The organism is Hoyosella subflava DQS3-9A1 (assembly GCF_000214175.1).
Lineage (GTDB): Bacteria > Actinomycetota > Actinomycetes > Mycobacteriales > Mycobacteriaceae > Hoyosella > Hoyosella subflava.
The window spans coordinates 2,437,548-2,459,845 of the sequence record NC_015564.1 but is presented as its reverse complement, the minus strand read 5'-3'; the positions used below and the strand labels follow the sequence as shown (position 1 = coordinate 2,459,845).

Sequence of the window (22,298 nt, the reverse complement as noted above, 5' to 3'; positions counted from 1 at the left end):
TACTTCAGGGGATAAACTCTTGTCCGTGAAGCGTGAAAGATCAATGCACTTTTGTTCTTCAGGAATAGTTCATGCCGAATGAGCGGACCGAGCGTGATCTGGGTCTCGTTACCGGCCTAGCCCTCGACCCCGAGATTGTCACCGCCCTTCAAGTCGGACTACCCAGGTTCGCGGAGCTGACGGTCGCAGCGGTCATGGTCGAGGTGCCCAGCTACTCACGCGCCTTCAGCGGACGCATGGGCAGAACAATCGAAGGCGCGGTCCGAATGGCCCTTGGGGCGCTCGTGCAAATCGCCGCGCGAGCTGAAGGGTCGGACCTGGGTTCACCTCTTCCTGCTGCCCTCGACGGCGCATACGAACTGGGCAGAGGGGAGGCCCGCAATGGGAGGTCGATGGACGCACTCCTCGCGGCCTACCGAGTGGGCGCACGCGCCGCCTGGCGCGAAATGGCAACGACCGCCGTTGAGAGAGGGCTGCCTGCCCTCACCGTCGCGCGGTTCGCCGAACTCGCGTTCGCGTTCATCGATGAACTGTCAGCCGCAAGCATTGCCGGTCACGCCGATGAACGCGCCACGACCGGTCAAGTCAGGCAACATTATCTTGATCAGCTCGGGCAGAACCTGCTAGCTGGAAAGTCAGAAGAGGTGCTGTTGTCCAGCGCGGAGCGTGCGACCTGGCAGGCGCCGGACACGCTCACCGCGGTCTTACTGCCGCTCGCGCAGACGCGTGGTCTCATGTCGCGGTTTGGTCAAGCGACATTGCAAGTCACAGAAGAACTCCCTGGTATGGAGGCGACTGATCCTTCCGCGGTGCTCCTGATTCCTGATATGGACGGGTCAAACAGAGCTACGCTGCTACGACTGCTCGAGGACCGCCACGCCATCGTTGGTCCGGCACGCGAATGGATTCGGGTGCGGTCGTCGTATCAGCGTGCGATGCGCACCCGCGGGATCGTACGCGGCGACATCACCGCTCCCGTAGACACCGATGCACACTTGGTGGACCTGATCCTCACCGCAGACCTCGAGGCAGCCGACGACCTCCGGAACCGCGTACTCGCACCGCTGGCCGAGATCCGGGCCAGCTCCGCCGAACGTCTTGGCGAAACGCTCCGGTCGTGGCTGCTTCACCAGGGGCAGCGCGACCTTGTCGCGGCAGACCTGTACGTGCACGCCCAGACGGTGCGATATCGCATGACGCAGTTGCGTGAACTTTACGGTGACAGGCTGAGCGATCCGCAAACCATTCTTGAACTCATTGTTGCGCTGTCAATACCGAGCACCCCTGATAACGACGAAGTCACCTGAGCACGAAGCGCTCGTCGTCGACCATCTGCTGCGCAATGCGGCGTGCGCGGATCGCAGCCCGGTCGGCCTTGAAGTTGAGGTCTCTGTGCGGCCGGGTCTCCTGATCCAATTGCTGCTGGACTGTTTCGAGGACGTCCTGATCACGTTTGCCCATCTCGTGAAACATGGTCCGCAAATACCCGGTCACACTGTCGTCAGTGATCGCGTAGTTGCGCTGGATCTGCAGGAAAACGTGGGTGGCGCCATGGCTTTCCGGCGTGAACCCTTGCACTCGCAACAGAACGTAGGGTTTCTCCCCATCTGGACCGACGATGTAGCGCTGAACGTGTAGCGCGGGGGAGACGAAGATCCCTTCCTCGACCCGGGGCAGCTTCGTATCCGCCGCGAGCCCCGCCACGTCCATCTCCCACGACGCCGGGCGGGTGGGGACCGTCTGACGAGAGTAGGACACCGACAGTTCGGAGACTTCCACTTCATTTAACGGCGGAAGTGTGTGGATATCTGGTGGTGCTGCTTCGGGGTACATGTGGAACACGTTGGTCAGGTCGAGGTAGTGCTCGTGGAGCAGCAGGTAGTTTGCCCGCACGCTGGACACCTCAAGCGACTTCCCCCATCCATCTTCTTCCGCGGACCACGGGATTCGTGGCGGCGGCCGGAGACGAGCAGCCGCAGGCTCACCGAGCCAAAGCCACACGAACCCCGATTTCTCGTGGATCGGGTAGGTCCGCACTCGAGCTCCTGGCGGGACGTTACCTTGAGATGGCACATCCACGAGGCGACCACCAGCGTCGTATGTGCAGCCGTGGTAGCCGCATACGATGCGATCGTCCTCGATTCTGCCCTTCGAGAGAGGATAGGCCCGGTGTAGGCAGCGGTCTTCCATTGCGACGACTTCACCTGTGCCTCGACGGAACATCACGACCGGCTGGTCAAGCACCCGCCGAGTGAACAGCCCGGTTTTTATCTCCTCGCTCGCTGCGGCGATGTACCAGCAGTTGAATGGATAGTTGGTTCTCATAGGTCCAGCACCAGCCTTTCGGACCTGGATCGCGAAACGCAGATCATGATTGTGGCTCCACTTTCCCGCTCCGCCTCCGACAGTACGGAGTCACGAGGGTCGGGCTCGCCTTCGATGACATCGCATTCGCAGGTGCCACAAACGCCTTCCATGCAGGAACCGAGGACGTCGACGCCCGCTTCCTCGACCGCTTCGTAGATCGTCTTGTCCGGCGGCACAGTCACACTCACGCCGGACCGCTGGCACTCGACCTCAAAAGCGCTGTCTCCGCCGACGGAAGGCTCGAACGCCTTCGCAGCAAACCTCTCGATGTGCAGGCTCCCGGTAGGCCAGCTCGTGCAGGCCTGTTCAACTGCGCTGAGAAGTCCTTCAGGACCACAGCAGTACACAACGGTGTCTTCGTCAGGCGCGGAGAGTTCCGCAGCAAGGTCAAGCATCCCTGTCTCGTCCTGGGGACACACCGAGACCCGGTCGCCGTGGTCTTCCAGGACGTCAAGGAAAGCCATCGACGACCGTGTTCTGCCGCCATACAGCAGCTGCCAGTCAGCGTTGGTCGCTGCGGCAGCGGCGATCATCGTGTAGATCGGGGTGATGCCAATCCCGCCGGCAATGAACTTATACCGAGCCGCTTGCACCATCGGAAAGTGGTTACGCGGGCCGCGAACGCGAACGGTGGCTCCCTCATGCAGTTTGTCGTGGACGAACTGTGAACCTCCGCGGCTGGCCGGATCGAGCAGCACGCCGACTTTCCACTCGGCGCTGTTGGAGGTATCCCCACAGAGCGAATACTGGCGTATGAGCGTCGGTGTCATCATCAGGTCGATGTGCGCGCCAGGTGTCCATTCAGGCAAGTCAGCGCCCGCAGGGTCGGCGAGGGTAAGTACTACAACGCCCTCCGCAACGCGCTCACGTTTTCGTACCTGAAGGTCAAGTTCAACTTCCCGATAGGTGCCCCTGTTGCGCTGGGGCGACTCGACGAGGAGTTCCGGGGCGGTCATGATGTCCGCCGCACTGGAATCGAGTTGTACTGGTTGAGGAACAAGGCCCGGACACGGGTCGGTTCGCCGTCGAGTTCGAGATTGGGGAAGCGCTGCAATGTCTGCTCGATCCACAGTCGCAGTTCCAGGCGAGCGAGGTTGGCGCCGAGGCAGAAGTGGCGTCCACGCCCGCCGAAGGCCTGATGCTTGTCGGCGAGGCCGGGCCGTGTGATGTCGAACTGATCTGGATTCTCGAACGCGGTTTCGTCGCGGTTCGACGCCAGATACCAGAGCAGGACGCGGTCGCCTTCCTTGATCGTTTTGCCGTGCATTTCGACGTCGCGGGTCGCTGCGCGGGCCATGAAGGCGAAAGCTGGATAGCAGCGAAGCCCCTCTTCGACTGCCGCCTCGATTAGTTCGGGCTGTTCACGGAGTTGCGCGAGCATTTCCGGGTTGCGCAGCAGTTCAAGCATCGTCGCACTGTAGGTAGCCCGGGTGGAGTCGTTACCGGCTGACATCAGCAGAATGAAGAACGTTGCGAGCTCGAGTTCGTTGAGCTTTTCGCCGTCGACTTCAGCGTCCATAAGCGCTGACAGCAAGTCGTTCTGAGGGTGTTCGCGGCGCTGTGCGATGAGTCCATTGACGTATTCGATGATCTCGGTGACCACGCCCGCGGTGTCGGACCATTGATCGCGGATCGCGGGGTCTTCGAACGCGGTGAACACATTGGTCCAATGCACCAGCGTCGCATCGTCTTCGGGCGGAGTACCGAGGAAAGAGCCGATGACGCGGGCCGGGATTGGTCGCGCCACATCAGCAACGAGGTCGAATCTCTCCCGGTCAGCTACGCTGTCGAGAACCCGTCCGATGATCTGGCGGATGTGATCTTCGTGTTCGGCCACTCGCTGCGGCGTAAACGCTTTGATGACAAGTGCTTTCAAACGGTCGTGGCGCGGGGGATCCATCGAGATCATCTGCAGTCGCTGAATATCGAGTGGGACGCCAATATCGTCGAAATGGAATATTCCGCGTTTTTCCGACGAGAACGTCTTATGGTCGCGGCTCACTGACCGCACGTCATCGTACCGAGTGATTGACCAAAAGCCGCCTTCGCCGGGTGCTGAGCGCTGCGCGCTGAAATGAACCGGGTCTTCGCGCTGGAGTCGCTTGAACAACTCGTAGGGCGGCCCGCCATCCCACACTGTGGAGTCTGCGAGGTCGATGCTGTCAAGGTCATTTGGGGCTGTTGAGGTCATAGTCTCTCGCTTTGTCGGTTGGGTGTAAATCACGCTACGGAGCGAGAATTGATGTGCCGATGTCACGGCGATACCAACTTTCGTGCAGCCTTTGTAGGCTCGATACAAGCTGGAATTCCCGAATGACTCCCGGCACAAGCTCCGCTTAATTACGCTCCGCACATGACGCGCGACGACCGGGAAGACGGTGACTACCGTGCCGTCGTCGCTGACTCCGCGGCGGCAATCATCACGCGGCTCGATGACCAGTTGGGTGCGATAACACGCTCCACGCAGGACACTCTGATGCGGGAAATCTCGGAGTTGCGGGATGATGCTCAGCTCCAACAGCTGCTCCATGACACCGTTGCAGCGAATATCGATACCGTTTTCGCGGCGATCCGCAATGACATTTCCCTCGACCACATCGAGCCGCCAACAACCGCGCTTGAATATGCACGCAGACTTGCCCAACGTGACGTGTCTGCTGACGCACTGATCAGGGCCTACCGCATCGGTCACCAAACGGTGCTGAACGTTGTGATGGAGGAGATCCGCGGCTGTGATTTCGACTCCCCGCTAATTCTCGACGTCATCGAACGAATCACCGCGCTCACGTTCAGATACATCGACTGGATCTCGCAGCAATTGATTCGGGTGTATCAGGATGAGCGTGATCGCTGGCAGGCGAGCCGCAACAGCCTGCGCTCGTCGCGCGTGCGTGAACTGCTCGCGGGTGGTGACACTGATACCGATGCTGATCTTGATGTCCTGACATCGGCAATCAGTTATCCATTGCGAAGGGTTCACCTGGCAATCGTTGTGTGGTGTCACGATCAGCAGGGAGGGGGCGAACTCACGGCCATCGAAAGGTTCGTGCACAAACTCCACGAAAGTGGGGTGGCCGGCCCTGAGTCCCCGCTCTTTGTCGCCGCCGACCGGCTCACGGGGTGGGTGTGGGTTCCGGTGACTGCGGCAGCAAGAGCAACTGTGCAGCAAGCGGTCCGCGACGCGGTTGATGCGACGCCGCAAGCCCCTTTCGTTGCAATTGGGCAGCCGCTCCACGGGCTGGACGGTTTCCGTCGTTCGCATCAGCAGGCGCAGTTAGCCCGCACGGTCGCACACGCAACGGGACAGCAGGAACAGCGGGTGACCGATGCCAGCGAATGTGGCGTGTTGTTGTCGGGCCTGCTTGCCGAGAACGCTGACGCGACACGCTCTTGGGTGGGTGAAGTTCTCGGTCCGCTTGCGTCGCCTACGGAAAGCGACGAGAGATTGCGGGAGACGCTGCGTGCTTTCCTGCGGGCCGACTCGGGTTATAAGAGCGCGGCAGAGGAGCTGCACATGCACCCCAACACCGTCAGATATCGGGTTCGGCGGGCGTTGGAGCGCCGTGGCCGCGAGATCAGCGACGATCGGCTCGATGTCGAGGTTGCCCTGCTGCTGTGCCATTGGCTCAGAGACAGGGTTGTGGATTGAACACGCGCCTAGCGGGAAATTGCTCCCGTGCTCACCTGCGCCCGGTACTCGCGCGGCCCGAGTCCCTTCCACCGCCGGAATGCCTGCGAGAAACTCGATACTTCCGTGTAGCCGAGCCGGTGTGCGACGTCGGCGACCGGCATGCGTCCGGTGATCAGGAGTTCCTCGGCAAGTCCTTCCCGAATCTCATTGGTCAACGCGCGCAACGAGGTTCCTTCTGCCGCGAGTAGTCGGCGCACTGTTCGACTGCTCATGTGCAGTTCGCGTGCAGCCTCTTCGAGTGTGAGTGGCTGGGTTGGATCCGCGAGCAACAGGTCCCGTACCTGACCGGACAAGCCTGCGCGCGCTTCACGCTGGTTGAGCAAGTCACGGCATTGAGACTGTGCGAGTGCTCTCGCGTATTCGTTCGCTTGCGTCAGTGGCTCATCGAGGTAGGCCGGATCGATAACGAGTGTGTTCTCGTCCGCGCCGAACACGGGTGCAGTGCCGAGTATTTCGGTGTAGCGCTCGATGCCGTCGATGGGTGCGGGGAAGGTGTACGTCACCCGCCGGAGCGGGACGGACTGTCCGACCAGTTCCTGCTGGAGGTTCTTTATCGCAGCGCTGTCCCGCTCGGTGACGAATCTGCGCACCGCAACCGGAACCTCATTGGGGTCGAGAACTAGCCATACTTCGTCGTCATGCAGACGCGCGGTGATTCGGCAGAACGCAAATGTCAGTCCGACGAAACGTAAGCCGACGTCGATGGCGTTGCGCAGTGTTGGGCTGCTGATGAGTGCGAAACCCCAGATTCCATAGGTTGTCAGGTGGTACTGGTGGCCTACCTCGATTCCCAGACCGGGCTCGTAGTCGAGGGCCTTAACGGTGTTTGCAATGAGCCGTAGTTCCTGCTGGGCGGTCACCTCAGTGGCGGGGTTCCTCAGGGCACTCATCGTGAGTCTCGTACCTTTAAGGCACGTCGCGAGTGCAACGCCGCGGGCCTGCGCGAACTCAATGAGCAATGCCGCGCTCGCCGGCGAGCGCGGTATCGCTTGCCGGATCACTGCAGGTACCTCCCGATCGCGTGGCCCCTTCAGAGTGGCCATATCTAGTAACTCTTGGGCCAATTATCACCTGTTTCCTTCGATCTGACCTTCATATTCTTGATTTCAGTCCCACTACCGACGAGCTAAATGCGAGGACATGACCATGGGAGCAGCCCGCCTTACACACGCACCTTCAGTTGCCATAATCGGCACCGGCTTCGGTGGCCTGGGGATGGCGATCCAGCTCAAGAAGGCTGGCTTCGACAACCTCACACTGTTCGAGAAGACCGATGATGTCGGCGGAGTGTGGCGCGACAACGACTACCCAGGGGCCGCGTGTGATGTGCCCTCGCACCTCTACTCGTTCTCATTCGAGCCGAAAGCCGACTGGTCACGCCGTTTCGCTCCGCAAGCTGAAATCCACGAGTATCTCCGCGACTGCGCCCGCAAGTACGGCCTGCTGCCGCACATCGAATTCAACACGGAAGTACGCGGCGCAAAATTTGATGAGCACGAAGGGGCATGGGCGGTAGAGCTCGCTGACGGACGCACGCACCGTGCAGATGTCGTTATTACGGCAACTGGTCAGCTCAGCCGACCCGCTTACCCGCGGATCCCGGGCCTCGACACGTTCAAAGGCGAGATCTTTCACTCCGCCACGTGGAACCACGACTATCAGCTGGAAGGCAAGAAGGTCGGCGTGATTGGCACGGGCGCTTCGTCCATCCAGTTCGTGCCACGAATCGCTGCCAGCGGCGCCCAGGTCGAGCTGTTTCAGCGTGATGCCGCACACGTGATCCCGAAGCCCGATTATGCCTACTCAAGGGCTGCGGTGGAGTTGTTCCGCCGCGTCCCCGGGCTGGTTCGGCTTTCGCGGTGGGCCACATACGCCACGCTGGAGCCACGGGCGCTCGCGTTCACGAAGTTCCCCAAGGCGATGAGCGTCATCGAGTGGCGTTTCAAGCGGCACCTGAAGCAGACCATCAAAGACCCGGTACTCCGTGACAAGCTCACCCCGAAGGACCCGATCGGCTGCAAGCGCATCCTGATCTCCAACGAGTACTACCAGGCGCTCGCCCAGCCGAACGTTGACGTTGTGAACTCGGGAATTACCGAAATCACACCTGATGGGCTGGTCACCGCTGATGGAGTTCTGCACGAGGTGGACGCGATCGTTCTGGGGACAGGCTTCCAGGCCACCGACTTTCTCTCGCCAATGGAATTCACCGGGATTGAGGGGAAGACCCTGAACGAGGAGTGGCGAGAGGGAGCCGAGGCGTACCTCGGCATCACGGTTGCTGGGTTCCCGAACCTGTTCATGCTGTACGGGCCGAATACAAATCTGTCGCACAGCTCCATCGTCTTCATGCTCGAGTCCCAGATCCGCTACATCCTGCAGGGCATCACACGCCTGGCTAAAGGTGACATCAAATGGCTCGACGTACTGCCTCACGTCCAAGGCGTATTCAACGCTCAGGTGCAGAAAAAGATTGGCGCCACAGTCTGGGCAGGGGAGTGCTCGAGCTGGTACAAGACTGCATCCGGCAAAGTGACCAACAACTGGCCAGGCTTCACGTTCGCTTACCGCCGTTCAACGCGCACGTTCGACGAGAACGACTACCACGCCGCACCTGCTCCGGCTCCGTCGCTTTCAGGAACGGTTCAGTTATGACGCTGGCCCGGCAGATGATGAGGCTCGTAGTGCGTGGCGTCGTCCGGCCCACACTCTCTCCCTCGGTACCGGTAGAGCTGCAACGCGCAGTGCTCGATATTGCAGGGCGGGTCGCGAAAATGCCGCAGGGCACTCAGGTTGACCGCATCTCACTGCACGGATGCCCAGCAGAAAGAGTGAAGACTCCAGGTGCAGATGCGCAACGGGCTGTGCTCTACCTGCACGGTGGTGGCTACACGGTTGGGTCGCCCAGGACGCACCGGGCGTTAGCCGCGCACCTGTCCGCCGCAGCCAGGATGCCGGTCTATCTGGCTGACTACCGGCTCGCTCCAGAGCACCCGTACCCTGCAGCGCTCGAGGACGCGCTCAGTGCGTACAAAGCGCTCCTGCAGCGCGGCATTGCGCCCGGACGAATTGCGGTCGCGGGTGATTCGGCAGGGGCTGGGCTCGCACTCGCGCTGTGCATCACATTGCGCGATGAGGGAATCCCTGCACCGGCGGGAATTGCATTGATATCGCCCTGGGTCGACCTGACCCTGACCGGCGTGCGCGACGACAATCGCGACCCGATGCTCCGCACGGCCTGGCTGCGTTCCTGCGCTGCTCGCTATGGAGGGGTCACAGAGCGCCTGACGGATCCGGCGCTATCGCCTATGTACGCGGGCTTGTCCGGGCTGCCGCCCGTGCTTGTGCACGCCGGAAGCGACGAGATTCTCGGTCCCGACATCGACAGATTCGTCGAGCTTGTGCGGAACGCGGGCGGCGCCATCCGCCAGCGCATATTTGCCGGGCTGTGGCATGTGGCGCACCTGCACGCGGGCCTGGTAGCCGAATGTACCGATGCCACACACGAAGTCGGCCTTTTCCTAGGGCCAGCCACTACACGCGGTAGAAGTGACATATACCACCTTTAGATACACATATAGTGATAACTGTGTACGTGTTACACACAAAGCGCTAATCTGTATACACAGCTAGCCCTACGCAGGAGATTCCATGCACAACAGTCCGCACGATCTGAGGAGGCCGCGAGCAATCCACACGTCTACTATTCTTGAGCGCATGGCCGAGGCCGAATGGTCGCCAAACCGCTACCAGAGAACAGCGCTGACACTCATGCGCCGCGCTGTTCTCGACGCTCTCAGTGAACAGCTCAAGGTCAAGAAATGGTCTGCGGTCACGATGGCGGACATCGCCTCAGCAGCCGGAGTTAGCCGCAAGACTCTCTATAACGAGTTTCAGTCGCGCAGCGGCCTCGCCCGCGCCTACGCTTCCCGACTCACGAGCGACATCGCCGACGCGATCGCGCGGGAAATCTATGCCAATCCCGGCGCCGCATATCACGCCGTTCATGCCGCTTACCTCGACTTCTTCCGCCGCATAGAAGCGGACCCCCTAGTCGAATCACTGCGGGCTACCGATTCGCCCATTGACCTGCTGCGCATGATCACCGTGGAAAGTCAGTTCCTTGTCGACCACGCGTCCCCCGTCATCGCAGAAGCGTTCCAGCGCAGCTGGGTGAACGCGAGCCCGCATGACGCCCGCGTCCTTGGCGAAGCGATAACCCGCAATGCTCTGAATTTCGTTGCCCTCGCGCCTCGAGACCGCGACGAAGCGGTCTCGGGTGTGGCCCACATTTACGCCTCCTACATCGAGGCAATCTCGGCAGCCTGACGGCCGGAACTGCACAACGCAGTCACACCACCACGTTCACGTTCACGTTCACGTTCACCGTGCGTACAGCGAACGCCGAATCGTCATACCCTGAGGAAGATTTGCCATGCAAACACAAATCCCCGCACCAGCCACCACACCCTCCACTCCGCAGGCCAATGAACGCGCTTCGAAAGCGCCTCGCGATCCACTCAGCCGATTCATCACCAGACGGGTGTCCAAAGCCCAAACCTCGGACGGGCCGAATCCAGCCTTCATGCGCATGTTTCAGCGCCCAGTATGGGACTTTCTGTGTGACAGGTACTTTCGTCTCGAAATTAGCGGATGGGATCGTTTGCCGACAGAACCGTCCCTGCTTGTGGGCGTTCACTCCGGCGGCTCGCTCACTATTGATGCGTGGACGCTCGTCCACGCGTGGCACCGTCATTTCGATGGCAAACGAATTCTGCACGGGACCGCTCACGACGTGCTCATGGCCGCACCGGTACTCGGTGACTACTTCAAGGCTGTGGGTGTCATCCCCGCATCGCGACGTGGGGTTTCAGCCGCGCTCCAGGGCGGACGCGATGTGGTGGTCTGGCCGGGCGGTGAGCAAGACGCGATGCGCAGCTGGAATAAACGCGACAAGGCCGTACTCGCAGGGCGGAAAGGGTTTGTAAGGCAGGCGATCCGGTCCGGCGTCCCGATCGTTCCCGTTGCGACTATCGGTGGTCACGACACGGTATTCGTCCTCTCCGAGGGACGTTCACTCGCGCGGTGGAGCGGGCTGAGCAAGCGCCTGCGGGGAGCGACGATGCCAATAATCTCAGGCTTTCCATTTCCGCTGGCAATCGAGATTCTCCCGATGCACATCCCGCTGCCTGCCAAAATCCGAACCGAGATCCTAGAACCAATCATGGTGGACAGCGATCCCGACCGGGTCAATGACGCCGAGTACGTCGACGCGATCTACCAGCAGGTCGAATCCGCCATCCAGGCGGGAATGGACCGTCTCGCGCAACGCCGACGCTTCCCGATCTTCGGCTGAACGAATCGCCACCAACATACCGAAAGCAAAACGATGAGCATCGAGCTTCCAGATTTGACGATGAATGATGAAATCCGCGGTCGCCAACCGTCTTCGGCCCGTGCCGCGACTAGAGCCCCGCAGCTAGCCATGCGGATCAGTGCAGCACCCGATGCTGAACGGGTTATCACGACCGCGCCCCACGATGGCTCCATCGTGGGAGACCTGCCAGTATCGACCCGTGAAGACGTCGATGAGGCGTTCACTGTGGCCCGGAAAGCGCAGCGTGCCTGGGCCGCGACCCCGGTCCGGAAGCGGGCACGCGTTATTGCGCGCTTTCATGACCTTGTCTTGCAGCGGAAGAACGAGATTCTTGACCTGATTCAGGCGGAGAACGGAAAGACCCGCAGGGATGCTTTTCTCGAGGTCGCGGACATCGCTCTGACCGCCCGCTACTACGCACGCACCGCGCCGTCGCTGTTGAAGACCAGGCGCCGTCGCGGCGCATTTCCAGTGATCACCCATACGACTGAACTCCGTCACCCTAAAGGCGTCGTCACGGTGATCTCACCGTGGAACTACCCGTTCAGCCTCGCGGCCGGGGACACTATCCCCGCACTGCTCGCCGGAAACGCGGTCGTTCAGAAACCAGATACGCAGACCGCGCTCAGTGCGCTGTGGGCCGTTGACCTCATGTATGAGGCGGGATTGCCACAAGGCCTGTGGCAGATCGTTGTTGGGCCCGGCCGAGTACTTGGTGACGCGCTGATGCAGGGATCCGACTACATGATGTTCACCGGTTCCACCAATTCAGGCAAGGGGATCGCTGGTGACGCGGGCGAGAAACTGATCGGTGCGTCGCTCGAGCTGGGCGGCAAGAACGCAATGATTGTTCTCAACGATGCTGACCTCGACAAGGCCGCAGAGGGAGCGGTACGTGCCTGTTTCTCGTCAACCGGGCAGTTGTGCATCTCTATCGAGCGTCTCTATGTACATCGGTCGGTGTACGACGAGTTTGTGAAGCGGTTTCTCCGCCGGGTCGAAGACATGCAGCTCGGCGCCGTGTTTGATTTCAGCTGCGATATGGGGTCGCTGACCTCGCGTTCGCAGCTCGCCGCTGTGGCCGGCCACGTGGACGATGCCGTAGCTAAGGGCGCAACTGTACTCGCAGGTGGGCGGGCGAGGCCCGACCTCGGGCCGCTGTTCTTCGAGCCGACCGTTCTTGCTGGCGTCACCTCCGAGATGGCGTGTTATCGCGAGGAAACCTTCGGTCCATTGGTGTCGGTGTACCCATTCGACAGCGTTGACGAAGCCGTGCGCAGCGCGAACGACACCACGTATGGGCTCAACGCGAGTGTCTGGACGCGCAACGGTAAACGCGGCCGGACACTCGCCGCGCGGCTACATGCGGGAACAGTGAACGTCAACGAAGCATTCGCCGCGGCGTGGGGCAGCGTTGATGCCCCCATGGGCGGCATGGGGGATTCCGGACTGGGACGGCGCCACGGCGCGGAAGGCCTGCTCAAGTACACCGAGGCACAAACCATCGCGCACCAGCGGGTCATCGGATTCCGGCCCCCTGCGCGGATGAGCTATCCGCTCTGGGCGGGCGCACTCACCGCAGCATTTGTGGTGATGAAGAAGGCGGGCATGAAATGACCTTTGACTATGACGTTCTCGTGATCGGCTCTGGATTCGGCGGCTCGGTCGCCGCGTTACGGCTCACCGAGAAAGGCTACCGAGTTGGTGTGCTCGAGGCCGGACGCCGATTCGACCGTGACACTCTCCCTAAAACCTCATGGGATCTGCGGAACTTCCTGTGGGCCCCCAAGCTGCGGTGCTTCGGTATGCAGCGCATCCACATGGTGAAGGACGCGGTAATCCTCGCTGCTTCCGGTGTCGGCGGCGGGTCGCTGGTGTACGCCAACACGTTGTATGAACCACTCGATCCCTTTTTCCGGGACAAGCAGTGGTCCCATATCACTGACTGGCGCTCGGAACTCAGTCCGTACTACCGGCAGGCCAAGTCCATGCTCGGCGTGCAGACCAACCCTGACGTCACTGCGGCTGATGAAGTGATGAAGCAAGTCGCTGAGGAGATGGGCGTGGGGGACACGTACCACTCCACTCCAGTCGGAGTGTGTTTCGGTGGTCCGGCAACGAGGCCCGGCGAATCGGTGGGTGACCCGTACTTTGGTGGCGCGGGTCCGGAGCGCCACGCGTGTATCCGGTGCGGTGAGTGCATGACGGGATGCAAGTACAACGCGAAGAACACACTGGACAAGAACTACCTGCACCTTGCGGAACGCAACGGGGCAGAGGTCCGGCCGCTCACCACGGTCACGGCCGTAAGGCCATTATCTGAAGGTGGGTACGCTGTCGACACTGTGCGAACCGGGCGCAGCACGCACCGCAGAAAGAACCTCGCTACCTTTACTGCCGAACAGGTGATTTTCGCGGCCGGGACCTACAACACGCAGAAACTTCTTCACCGCCTGCGTGACGAGGGTGCGCTGCCAGAAGTATCACCGCGCCTCGGTGAACTGACGCGCACCAACTCGGAATCAATTCTGGGCGCCAAAAGCCGTTCCGCCACTAACGATTACACCCGTGGTGTCGCGATCACCTCGTCATTCCACCCGGACGAGCACACACACATCGAACCAGTCCGATACGGCAAGGGCAGCAACGCCATGGGACTGCTGCAGACCGCGCTGACCGATGGTGGCGAGAAGATTCCGCGATGGCTGACCTGGGTGCTGACCATGATCCTGAGCCCCCGGAACCTCACCTGGTTCTCAGTGCGCCGCTGGTCCGAGAAAACGATCATCCTCCTGGTCATGCAAACCCTCGACAACTCGATCAATATCCGCGGGAAGAAAGGCTTATTCGGAACCTACCGGCTCACCTCCAGCCAGGGTCACGGCGCACCGAACCCCACCTGGATCCCGAAAGGTAATGAAACCGCACGTCGAGTGTCGAAAAAGATCGGTGGGGTCCCCGGCGGCACCATCGGCGAGATCGCGAACATACCGATGACCGCACACTTCATCGGTGGCTGCCCGATCGGAGATAGCCGCGACACCGGCGTGATCGATCCTTGGCACCGCATCTACGGCCACCCAGGGCTCCATGTCACCGACGGGTCAGCGATCACCGCGAACCTCGGTGTCAACCCGTCACTGACCATCACCGCCCAGGCTGAACGTGCGCTCGCGTTCTGGCCCAACAAGGGTCAGGCCGACAGCCGTCCACCCGTCGGATCGGGTTACACCAGGCTTCCCGCCGTCGCGCCACAACACCCGGCAGTCCCCGAACACGCGCCCGCAGCCCTCCACCTGCCCATTGCGGATGTCACACACGGCCGCGCGCTGACCGCTACGCCCGGCCCCAACGCTGAAAAGGAACTCTCATGAGCATCACCCAGAACCCTCACCCCACCGCTGTAGCGCGTGAGTTCAGTAGTCCCGCGACGTACACGATCCCGGAAGACGCGTCATGCGCGGATGTCGTGGCACGCCACGCCGCCGAAACCCCGAACTATCCGCTCTTCCAGCGCCACACCCAAGGGAGCTGGACAGAGGTAACCGCATCGGAATTCAAGAATGACGTCTACAGCGCCGCGAAAGGCCTCATCGCCCTTGGAGTGGCTCCGGGTGACCGCGTGGCACTCCTCGCGAACACGCGTTACGAATGGGTCGTCCTCGATTACGCCATCTGGTCGTCCGGGGCAGTGACGGTGCCGATCTACGCGTCGTCTTCACCGGATCAGGTGGCCTGGATTCTGGAAGACTCCGCGGCGGTCGGCCTGATTGTGGAGACGCTGGAGAATAAGAGGAACGTCGAGACGGTCGCTGCCGCCGCGCCTGCCCTCAAGACGGTCCTGGTAATCGACGGTGGTAGCACTTCGGCAATCAGCGAACTCGTAACCGCTGGAAAGGATCTCGCTGATTCAGCTGTTGATGACAGGGTGGCGGCGCTCACGGCCGCCGACCCAGCCACCCTGATTTACACATCAGGCACAACGGGACGTCCGAAGGGTGTCCAGTTGGCGCACCGCAATTTGCTGTCCGAGTCAGCGTCAATCCTCGCATCGAGCTTCTCCTCATTGCTGCGGGAAGGCAACAAGACCCTGATGTTCCTGCCGCTCGCGCATGTTTTCGCCCGTGCGATCTCGGTCGCCTGCGTGGAAGCGAAAGTCACCGTGGGCCACACGTCCGATGTCCCGAATCTCGTCGAGCATTTCGGGAGCTTCCAGCCAAACCTCATCCTGTCAGTGCCGCGCGTGTTCGAGAAGGTCTATAACTCTGCCCGGCAGAAAGCGCACGATGCCGGCAAAGGCAAGATCTTCGACAAGGCCGCGGAGACTGCAATCGCCTGGAGCCAGGCACAGGATTCTGGCAATGTCCCGCTCCCGCTTAAAGTCCGGCACGCGGTGTTCAACAAGCTCGTCTACAGCAAACTTCAGGGCGCGCTCGGTGGACAGTGCGAACTCGCCATCTCCGGCGGCGCCCCGCTCGGTGCGCGCCTCGGCCATTTCTTCCGGGGCATCGGTGTCACGATCTATGAGGGGTATGGGCTCACGGAAACCTCCGCGGCAATCACCGTCAACACGATCGGCAGGCAGAAGATCGGCAGCGTGGGACGACCATTGCCAGGCAACAAAGTACGCATCAACGATGACGGTGAAGTCTTGCTAGCCGGTCCCGTGGTGTTCTCCGGTTATTGGCAGAACGAGAAGGCGACCGCTGAGTCGATCGTGGACGGCTGGTTCCACACCGGTGACCTCGGCAGCCTGGACAACGACGGTTACTTGTCGATCACCGGCCGTAAGAAGGAACTAATCATCACCGCCGGGGGTAAGAACGTCGCTCCGTCCGGACTCGAGGACGTGCTGCGCGCGCATCCGCTGATCAGTCAGGCGGTAGTCGTCGGGGATCAGAAGCCGTTCATCGGCGTGCTGATCACCATCGATTCCGAGGCGTTCCCAGGCTGGAAGGACCGCAACGGCAAGCCCGCGGACGCAACCATTGCTAACCTGCGCACCGACGTGGACCTGATCATCGAAGTCGAAGAGGCCGTCGCCGCGGCGAACAAAACCGTATCTAAGGCCGAGGCCATCAAGAAGTACACGATCCTTGATGTCGACTTCACTGAGGCCACGGGCGAACTCACTCCATCGATGAAGCTCAAGCGCAACGTCGTAGCGGACAAGTTCGCTGCCGAAATCGACGCGCTCTACAACCAGTGAAACCCCTCGCCACACTCGAGTGAAAGCCTCACCCATGCGGTTCATCAATCCTGTTGACTATTTCTTTCTCGCTCTCGAAGGGCGAGAGCGTCCGCTGCACGTGGGCGGGCTGCAGCTCTTCACACCACCCGAACGAGCTGGCCCCGACTTCACCCGGGAGCTGTACACGAAACTTCTCAGTGCTGACGCCGTATCGACGCGATTTCGCCAGACGATCGGCTCAGTGTCGGCAACACCCAAGGCATTGAGCTGGCGAGATGAGGAAAACATCGACCTCGACTATCACGTGCGGCTGTCCGCCCTTCCGCGTCCGGGGCGGATCAGGGAATTACTCGAAGTGACGTCACTCTGGCACAGTGCGCTCCTCGACCGGCACCGTCCGCTGTGGGAAATTCATCTGGTTGAAGGCCTGCATGATGGACGGTTTGCGGTCTACACGAAGATGCATCATGCGCTGGCGGACGGTGTCACCGCCTTGAAGTTGATGCAGTCCTCGCTCAGCGAGGACGCCGACGCCGCATCCGTGCCACCGCTGTTCGCCCCGCACAAGCGGCAATCTATCAAGGCTGGCGGCGGAGGCTCGTTCGGTGCGATCAAGACGGTTGCCGGTATAGGCCGGGAAGCTACCGGTCTGGCGCGCGCAACCGCGGCAATCGGCTGGCACATCGCACGTGAACGCGATATGCCACTTCCGTTGCGTGCACCGCGCACAATGTTCAACGTTCCTATAGGCGGAGCGCGCCGCTTCGCCGCACAATCGTGGCAGCTCGACCGCATCAAAGCGGTAGCCAGCGAGGCGAACTGCACGCTCAACGACGTTGTGCTCAGTATGTGCGGGGGTGCGCTGCGCGAATACCTCCTCGAACAACACGCACTTCCTGACGCACCGTTAGTTTCCTTCGTCCCAATATCACTGCACGACAAAGGGGACGGCAGTGCAGGCAATGCTGTCGCGGCAGTCCTCGCTAACCTGGGCACCGATACTGCTGATCCGCTCATGCGCATCGAGACTGTCACACGCTCGATGCGTCAGGCGAAGACGATGATGGCAGGCCTGACACCGGTGCAGGCGATGGCCGTGTCAGCCGCGATGCTCTCGCCGTTTGTTACGTCGAGCATGACGCGTAGCTGCGGTGCGGTGCCGCCGACGTTCAACGTCGTCGTCTCAAATGTCCCGGGCCCTAAACGCACGATGTACTGGGACGGAGCGAAGCTTGACGGTGTTTATCCAGCCTCCATCATCATGGATGGTGCGGCATTAAACATCACCCTGACCAGCAACGCTGACACGCTGGACTTCGGGATCATTGGCTGCCGCACCGCAATTCCGCATCTGCAGCGTCTGCTCATTCACCTGGAGAATTCCTTGGTTGCCCTAGAACGAGCGGTGGTGCAGGCATAGCTGAGCGGGCTGAGCTTGGCAGATCTGTCCGACAGGCCTGGAGCTCGCCTCTGCCCGTGATTCAATGTGCTCATGATGGAGACGGCAAGTGGTTCTCGAATTGTGAGCGCGAGCCGCGAGATCGCGGCTACGTCTGAACGAATATTTGCCCTGATAGCTGATCCGTCACAGCAGCCCCGCTGGGACGGTAACGGCAACCTTGCCGAGGCGCAGCCCGGACAGCGCGTGCGACGCTCGGGTGAGGTGTTCATCATGACCCTGACCAACGGCCACGTGCGAGAGAACCATGTCGTCGAGTTCATTGAGGGGACGCGAATCGCGTGGCTGCCGTCCGAAGTTGGTGGAACGCCCCCAGGACATCTCTGGCGGTGGGAGCTCGAGCCAGCCGGTGACACCACTACCAAAGTGACACATACCTACGATTGGTCCCGCCTTGCCGACGAGAAACGCCTCCTGCGTGCCCGCGGGACCACGGCCGAAATGCTCCAGGCATCTATAGCAAGGCTCGCGGCAATCGCCGAAGCACAATAGCGCTTGAGTCAGTTAGTGCCTGCGCCGCAAACTTCGCGTGCGAAGGCGATGAGCGCGTCGTTAACCTCATTCGGCCGTTCCTGCTGGATCCAGTGCCCCGCGTCTTCGAGAATGAGGGAAGCCCGCAGATCGGTGAGCATGGCGGGGAGTCTGTCGGTCCGTGTGAACTGAATGACCGGGTCACGCGCGCCGGCGATGAAAAGCGACGGCTGGTCGATTCTTTTGCCGTCCAGATGCGCGCTGAGTTCCCAATCCCGGTCTAAGTTGCGGTAGTAGTTAAGCCCGCCAGTGAATCCGGTCTTGCTGAAAGTGTCGAGGTAGTAGTTGAGTTCAGCATCGCTCAGCCATGGGGGAGTTGGCATCTCCGCGCCGGACTGGCTCACCATCCGTCGCGCGCTGATCACGTCGTCCTGGAGGAGTGTCCGGCGGACATCTGCAGCCAGGACCGTGTCTGCCACGCCTGGCTCCTGAAACCAGCACATATAGAAATCGTCGGTCAGCCGGGACCGCAGGATCTGCAAAGGCGGCGCCGGCGGACGCCGAGTCGCCGGTACGCTCAGGCCCGCAACGGCGCGTACCCGTTCTGGGTATTCCAGTGCAAGGCGCCAGACGACAGATGCGCCCCAATCATGCCCCACGAAGATCGCATCGTCAGCGTCAACATCGTCGAGCAGGCCGATGAGATCGCCGCAGACGGCCATTATTCCGTAGTCCTCGATTCGGTCTGGACGAGAACTGCCGCCATAGCCACGCATGTCCGGCGTGAGCGTGCGGAAGCCCGCTTCAGCGAGTGCGAAGACCTGGTGCCGCCATGAGAATCCCAGCTCGGGGAACCCGTGGCAAAAGACAACAAGCGGCCCTTCACCGTGCTCAGTCACTTGGAGTTCAATACCGTTGACAGCGACCTGACGACTGCCTAGGTGCCGCCAGTCCTCAAGGAGATTCTGCCTATTCACTATCCAATCACCTCGCGTGCTTCCGGGGCTGGCGGTGGGCCGAAGCCTGGAGCTTCCACGGCATCGGACCTGCGTCCGGCCACCATGAGACCACCAACTACGACGAGGCCGCAGAGGGCCATCGCAGCCCACCATGGCAGGCCCAAGCCGACTGGCACAAGCCCGAACACAATCACCACAGCGCCGACGAAGAGAGCGTAGGGGAGTTGGGTTCGGACGTGGTCAATGACGTCGCATTGCGATGCCAGCGACGAAATCACGGTGGTATCCGAGATCGGTGAGCAGTGATCTCCAAGTACTGCACCAGCCAGGATTGTCGAAACCGACGCGAACAGAATTGGATGTCCCGCCGCGTCCGCCAGACCACGCGCATCAAGGACCGCCCAAGCGACAGGAACAGCGAGAGGGGTCAGGATGCCCATCGTCCCCCAGCTGGTCCCAGTCGAAAATGCGACCGCACCCGCCACGACAAAAAGCACCGCGGGTAGAAGGAACAAAGGCAACGCAGTCCCGAGAGCGCCAGCGAGGAACTCGGCGGTTCCAAGGATCCCGGTCAGCGCGGCCAGAGCCCAGGCGAGGACGAGGATGATCACGACGTACAGCACCGATTTAACGCCGGCAAACCACGCGGCAACCACATCGGCGATCGTCAAGATCCCCTGGCTCATGCTCAATGCTGCAGCGACGAGGATCGCGAGCAGCGCACCCCATAGCAGCGAACTGAACGGGTCACCATCCCCGACGATCTCAATGATCGAGGCGCCCTCGCCAGTAGCGAAGAGGCCCGCCACGGTGGTGCCAACTAACACCAGGATCGGCAGCAGTGCATTCACGAGTCTGCGCGGTGCCCCCTCGTGCGGGGTCAACTCGTCTTCGACGCCGCCGAGTCCGATATCCGCGCCCTCGCGTGACACTGCACCAGTGGTTCGCGCCCGCCGCTCAGCCTGAAGCATCGGACCAAAATCACGCCCGCTCAACGCGATCGCGAACACCAGAGCGAGGGCCAGGATCGGGTAGAAAGCGTATTTCAGGGACTCAACGAACACCGCGAAGCCGTTCGCAGTCAGGTCTGTCCCAGCGATAGCGTCGTCGATCAAGACGACCTGAAATCCGATCCAGGTTGACAGCAGAGCCAGTGTCGCGATCGGTGCGGCCGTCGAGTCTACGATGTAGGCGAGCTTCTCCCGGGACACACGCAGCCGATCCATGACCGGACGCATAGTGTTGCCGACGACCAAGGTGTTCGCGTAGTCATCGAAAAAAATTGCGACGCCCAAACCGCCCGTAGCAACCTGACCGCGCCGCGGCGTCGATGCCCACCGTGTCACGATGCGCACAATTCCGTCCGTCCCCCCATTCTTTCTCAGAATGCCGACGAGGCCCCCGATCATGAGTGTGAAGGCAATGATCATTACGTGGTCGGGTTCAGCGATTGCATCCACGACATAGACGCCAGCGGAATCCAGGAGTGACGTCACTAAACCCCACGCCGAAAGTCCTTCCGCTAGCCACGCTCCGAGCCAGACCCCCGCAAAGAGTGCAGGAAGGATCTGCCTTGTGAGTAGCGCGAGGCTGATGGCGACGACAGGCGGAAGCAACGACCACCACCTGCCGGTGGCCGCAGTAGACGAACCGTCAACCGCGCTCCCGGTGTCCATTGTCTGGTAGAGGAGCAGTCCCAGGATCGCTACGACGACGACAGTCGCGACTACCAGCGTGCGGCGCCGGGTCCGTGCCGAACCTGACTTCTGCGTACCGAACGGGGGCGTGCTGCTCGCGGGATACTTGGTCTCGGACATGCAGTGTTCCTTTGGGTTCGCCTGCTGCGCTGCTGCGCCCAGCCCGCACGGGACGTCCATACTTCGGGGCAGCGGCAGCTGCCCGCTGGATCCAGCATGACAGTACGGGCGAAGCCCTGGGAATGCTTCGGAAGCATCTACGCCTGTTCAATACTGAATCCGTCAGGAAAGCGCAGCCATGCCGTGCTCGGAACAGTCCATGCCGCGACTCCGCCATAGTCGCCCGATTGACTGTGTGTCCAGCCAGACTCGTCTCCGCCCTGATAGGGGACCAACGATATTCGCGGATTGGCACACAGCAACCCGCTGAGTGAAACATGCACAACGTCCCACTCCCTAGCAATGGATGGCCAGTCCGGCACCAGCGTTCCAGGCCACCCACCCCTCATCTGCCCGGGCCCCGTCAGTTTCCTTCGAAGCGCGCGGGTCTGCGTTCCTGAAATGCCTTTAGGCCGCGGCGGATGTCCTTGCTGAGGAAGATTTTCACAATCTCGCGACGTAGTCTGCCGAGTGCCGCATCTGAGCCCCGGGCCTCAGCCAGCCGAGTATTACGCAATACCGCTTGGACACCCAACGGGGCCTGCATTGCGATCTTTTGTGCCATCTCGATTGCGGCCGGGAGGCACTCAGTGGCGAGAACGACCTGCTGAACGATACCGATGCGATGTGCTTCAGCCGCGTCGAAGGGCTCGCCAGTCAGCATGTAGCGGTATGCGTTGTGAGTACCCGCTGCCAGCGGCCACCGCACTGTGCCACCACCGAAAGGGAAGAGACCGCGGCTTACCTCATATTGGATGAACTGTGCGTTCTCAGCGGCGACCGTGATCTGGTTGCACAGCATGAGTTCGATTCCAAGGGTGTAGCACAATCCTTGGACGGCAGTGACGATGGGCTTTGGACAGGGCTTGCTCACTACGCCCCAAGGATCGACTTTGCCACGCGGAACCATGGGCGATGGCGCTCGGT

At 61.3% G+C, this 22,298-nt stretch carries 18 protein-coding genes; 11 read left to right on the top strand and 7 right to left on the bottom strand.

The annotated features are described in order from the left end of the window. Positions 1–71: 71 nt before the first annotated feature. On the top strand, positions 72–1,307 hold the full coding sequence (locus AS9A_RS11540) for a PucR family transcriptional regulator (protein WP_013807190.1): 1,236 nt from the start codon (positions 72–74) through the stop codon (positions 1,305–1,307). Here the strand turns inward: AS9A_RS11540 and AS9A_RS11535 are convergent. Genes AS9A_RS11535 through AS9A_RS11525 form a run of 3 tightly spaced genes read right to left on the bottom strand, consistent with a single transcriptional unit; the run spans position 1,300 to position 4,558 of the window. Next, the gene (locus AS9A_RS11535; RefSeq protein WP_013807189.1) at positions 1,300–2,325 is read right to left on the bottom strand and encodes a Rieske 2Fe-2S domain-containing protein; all 1,026 of its coding nucleotides are present in this window, start codon (positions 2,323–2,325) and stop codon (positions 1,300–1,302) included. The genes AS9A_RS11540 and AS9A_RS11535 overlap by 8 nt on opposite strands. After that, entirely contained in the window at positions 2,322–3,323 is a 1,002-nt protein-coding gene (locus tag AS9A_RS11530; RefSeq protein ID WP_013807188.1) for a PDR/VanB family oxidoreductase, read from the bottom strand. The genes AS9A_RS11535 and AS9A_RS11530 overlap by 4 nt, the downstream gene beginning before the upstream one ends. Beyond that, entirely contained in the window at positions 3,320–4,558 is a 1,239-nt protein-coding gene (locus tag AS9A_RS11525; protein WP_013807187.1) for a cytochrome P450, read from the bottom strand. Before AS9A_RS11525 ends, AS9A_RS11530 begins: the two co-directional genes overlap by 4 nt. A 162-nt stretch (positions 4,559–4,720) precedes the next feature. On the opposite strand from AS9A_RS11525, the gene AS9A_RS11520 reads away from it, so the two are divergent. Beyond that, positions 4,721–6,016, top strand: coding sequence for a PucR family transcriptional regulator (locus AS9A_RS11520; RefSeq protein WP_013807186.1), 1,296 nt, complete (start codon positions 4,721–4,723; stop codon positions 6,014–6,016). Between the two features lie 8 nt (positions 6,017–6,024). Here AS9A_RS11520 and AS9A_RS11515 read toward each other — a convergent pair whose 3' ends face one another. Next, on the bottom strand, positions 6,025–7,101 hold the full coding sequence (locus tag AS9A_RS11515) for an AraC family transcriptional regulator (RefSeq protein ID WP_237707806.1): 1,077 nt from the start codon (positions 7,099–7,101) through the stop codon (positions 6,025–6,027). 103 nt (positions 7,102–7,204) lie between these two features. On the opposite strand from AS9A_RS11515, the gene AS9A_RS11510 reads away from it, so the two are divergent. The 9 genes from AS9A_RS11510 (at position 7,205) to AS9A_RS11470 (ending at position 18,577) form a co-directional block, all read left to right on the top strand. Further along, complete coding sequence (locus AS9A_RS11510) at positions 7,205–8,713, top strand: flavin-containing monooxygenase (RefSeq protein ID WP_013807184.1); 1,509 nt, start codon at positions 7,205–7,207, stop codon at positions 8,711–8,713. Beyond that, complete coding sequence (locus tag AS9A_RS11505) at positions 8,710–9,627, top strand: alpha/beta hydrolase (protein WP_013807183.1); 918 nt, start codon at positions 8,710–8,712, stop codon at positions 9,625–9,627. Before AS9A_RS11510 ends, AS9A_RS11505 begins: the two co-directional genes overlap by 4 nt. A 148-nt stretch (positions 9,628–9,775) precedes the next feature. Further along, positions 9,776–10,387, top strand: a complete 612-nt coding sequence (locus tag AS9A_RS11500) for a TetR/AcrR family transcriptional regulator (RefSeq protein WP_041451044.1) — start codon at positions 9,776–9,778, stop codon at positions 10,385–10,387. A gap of 106 nt (positions 10,388–10,493) precedes the next feature. Then, the gene (locus AS9A_RS11495; protein WP_013807181.1) at positions 10,494–11,414 is read left to right on the top strand and encodes a lysophospholipid acyltransferase family protein; all 921 of its coding nucleotides are present in this window, start codon (positions 10,494–10,496) and stop codon (positions 11,412–11,414) included. 33 nt (positions 11,415–11,447) lie between these two features. Further along, on the top strand, positions 11,448–13,052 hold the full coding sequence (locus AS9A_RS11490; protein ID WP_013807180.1) for a succinic semialdehyde dehydrogenase: 1,605 nt from the start codon (positions 11,448–11,450) through the stop codon (positions 13,050–13,052). Next, positions 13,049–14,809, top strand: coding sequence for a GMC oxidoreductase (locus AS9A_RS11485; protein ID WP_013807179.1), 1,761 nt, complete (start codon positions 13,049–13,051; stop codon positions 14,807–14,809). The genes AS9A_RS11490 and AS9A_RS11485 overlap by 4 nt, the downstream gene beginning before the upstream one ends. Continuing rightward, positions 14,806–16,644: an AMP-dependent synthetase/ligase gene (locus AS9A_RS11480; RefSeq protein ID WP_013807178.1), complete on the top strand. Its 1,839-nt coding sequence runs from the start codon at positions 14,806–14,808 to the stop codon at positions 16,642–16,644. The genes AS9A_RS11485 and AS9A_RS11480 overlap by 4 nt, the downstream gene beginning before the upstream one ends. A gap of 34 nt (positions 16,645–16,678) precedes the next feature. Then, positions 16,679–18,046, top strand: a complete 1,368-nt coding sequence (locus AS9A_RS11475) for a WS/DGAT/MGAT family O-acyltransferase (protein ID WP_013807177.1) — start codon at positions 16,679–16,681, stop codon at positions 18,044–18,046. A 72-nt stretch (positions 18,047–18,118) separates the two neighbouring features. Continuing rightward, positions 18,119–18,577, top strand: a complete 459-nt coding sequence (locus tag AS9A_RS11470) for an SRPBCC family protein (protein WP_041451043.1) — start codon at positions 18,119–18,121, stop codon at positions 18,575–18,577. Between the two features lie 8 nt (positions 18,578–18,585). Here AS9A_RS11470 and AS9A_RS11465 read toward each other — a convergent pair whose 3' ends face one another. The 3 genes from AS9A_RS11465 to AS9A_RS11455 form a co-directional block, all read right to left on the bottom strand. Further along, complete coding sequence (locus AS9A_RS11465) at positions 18,586–19,533, bottom strand: alpha/beta fold hydrolase (protein WP_013807175.1); 948 nt, start codon at positions 19,531–19,533, stop codon at positions 18,586–18,588. Next, positions 19,533–21,332 carry a Na+/H+ antiporter NhaC family protein gene (locus AS9A_RS24635; RefSeq protein WP_013807174.1) on the bottom strand — a complete coding sequence of 600 codons (1,800 nt, stop codon included), beginning with the start codon at positions 21,330–21,332 and terminating at the stop codon, positions 19,533–19,535. Before AS9A_RS24635 ends, AS9A_RS11465 begins: the two co-directional genes overlap by 1 nt. 403 nt (positions 21,333–21,735) lie before the next feature. Continuing rightward, positions 21,736–22,281: an enoyl-CoA hydratase-related protein gene (locus AS9A_RS11455; RefSeq protein ID WP_049793714.1), complete on the bottom strand. Its 546-nt coding sequence runs from the start codon at positions 22,279–22,281 to the stop codon at positions 21,736–21,738. Positions 22,282–22,298 lie beyond the last annotated feature (17 nt).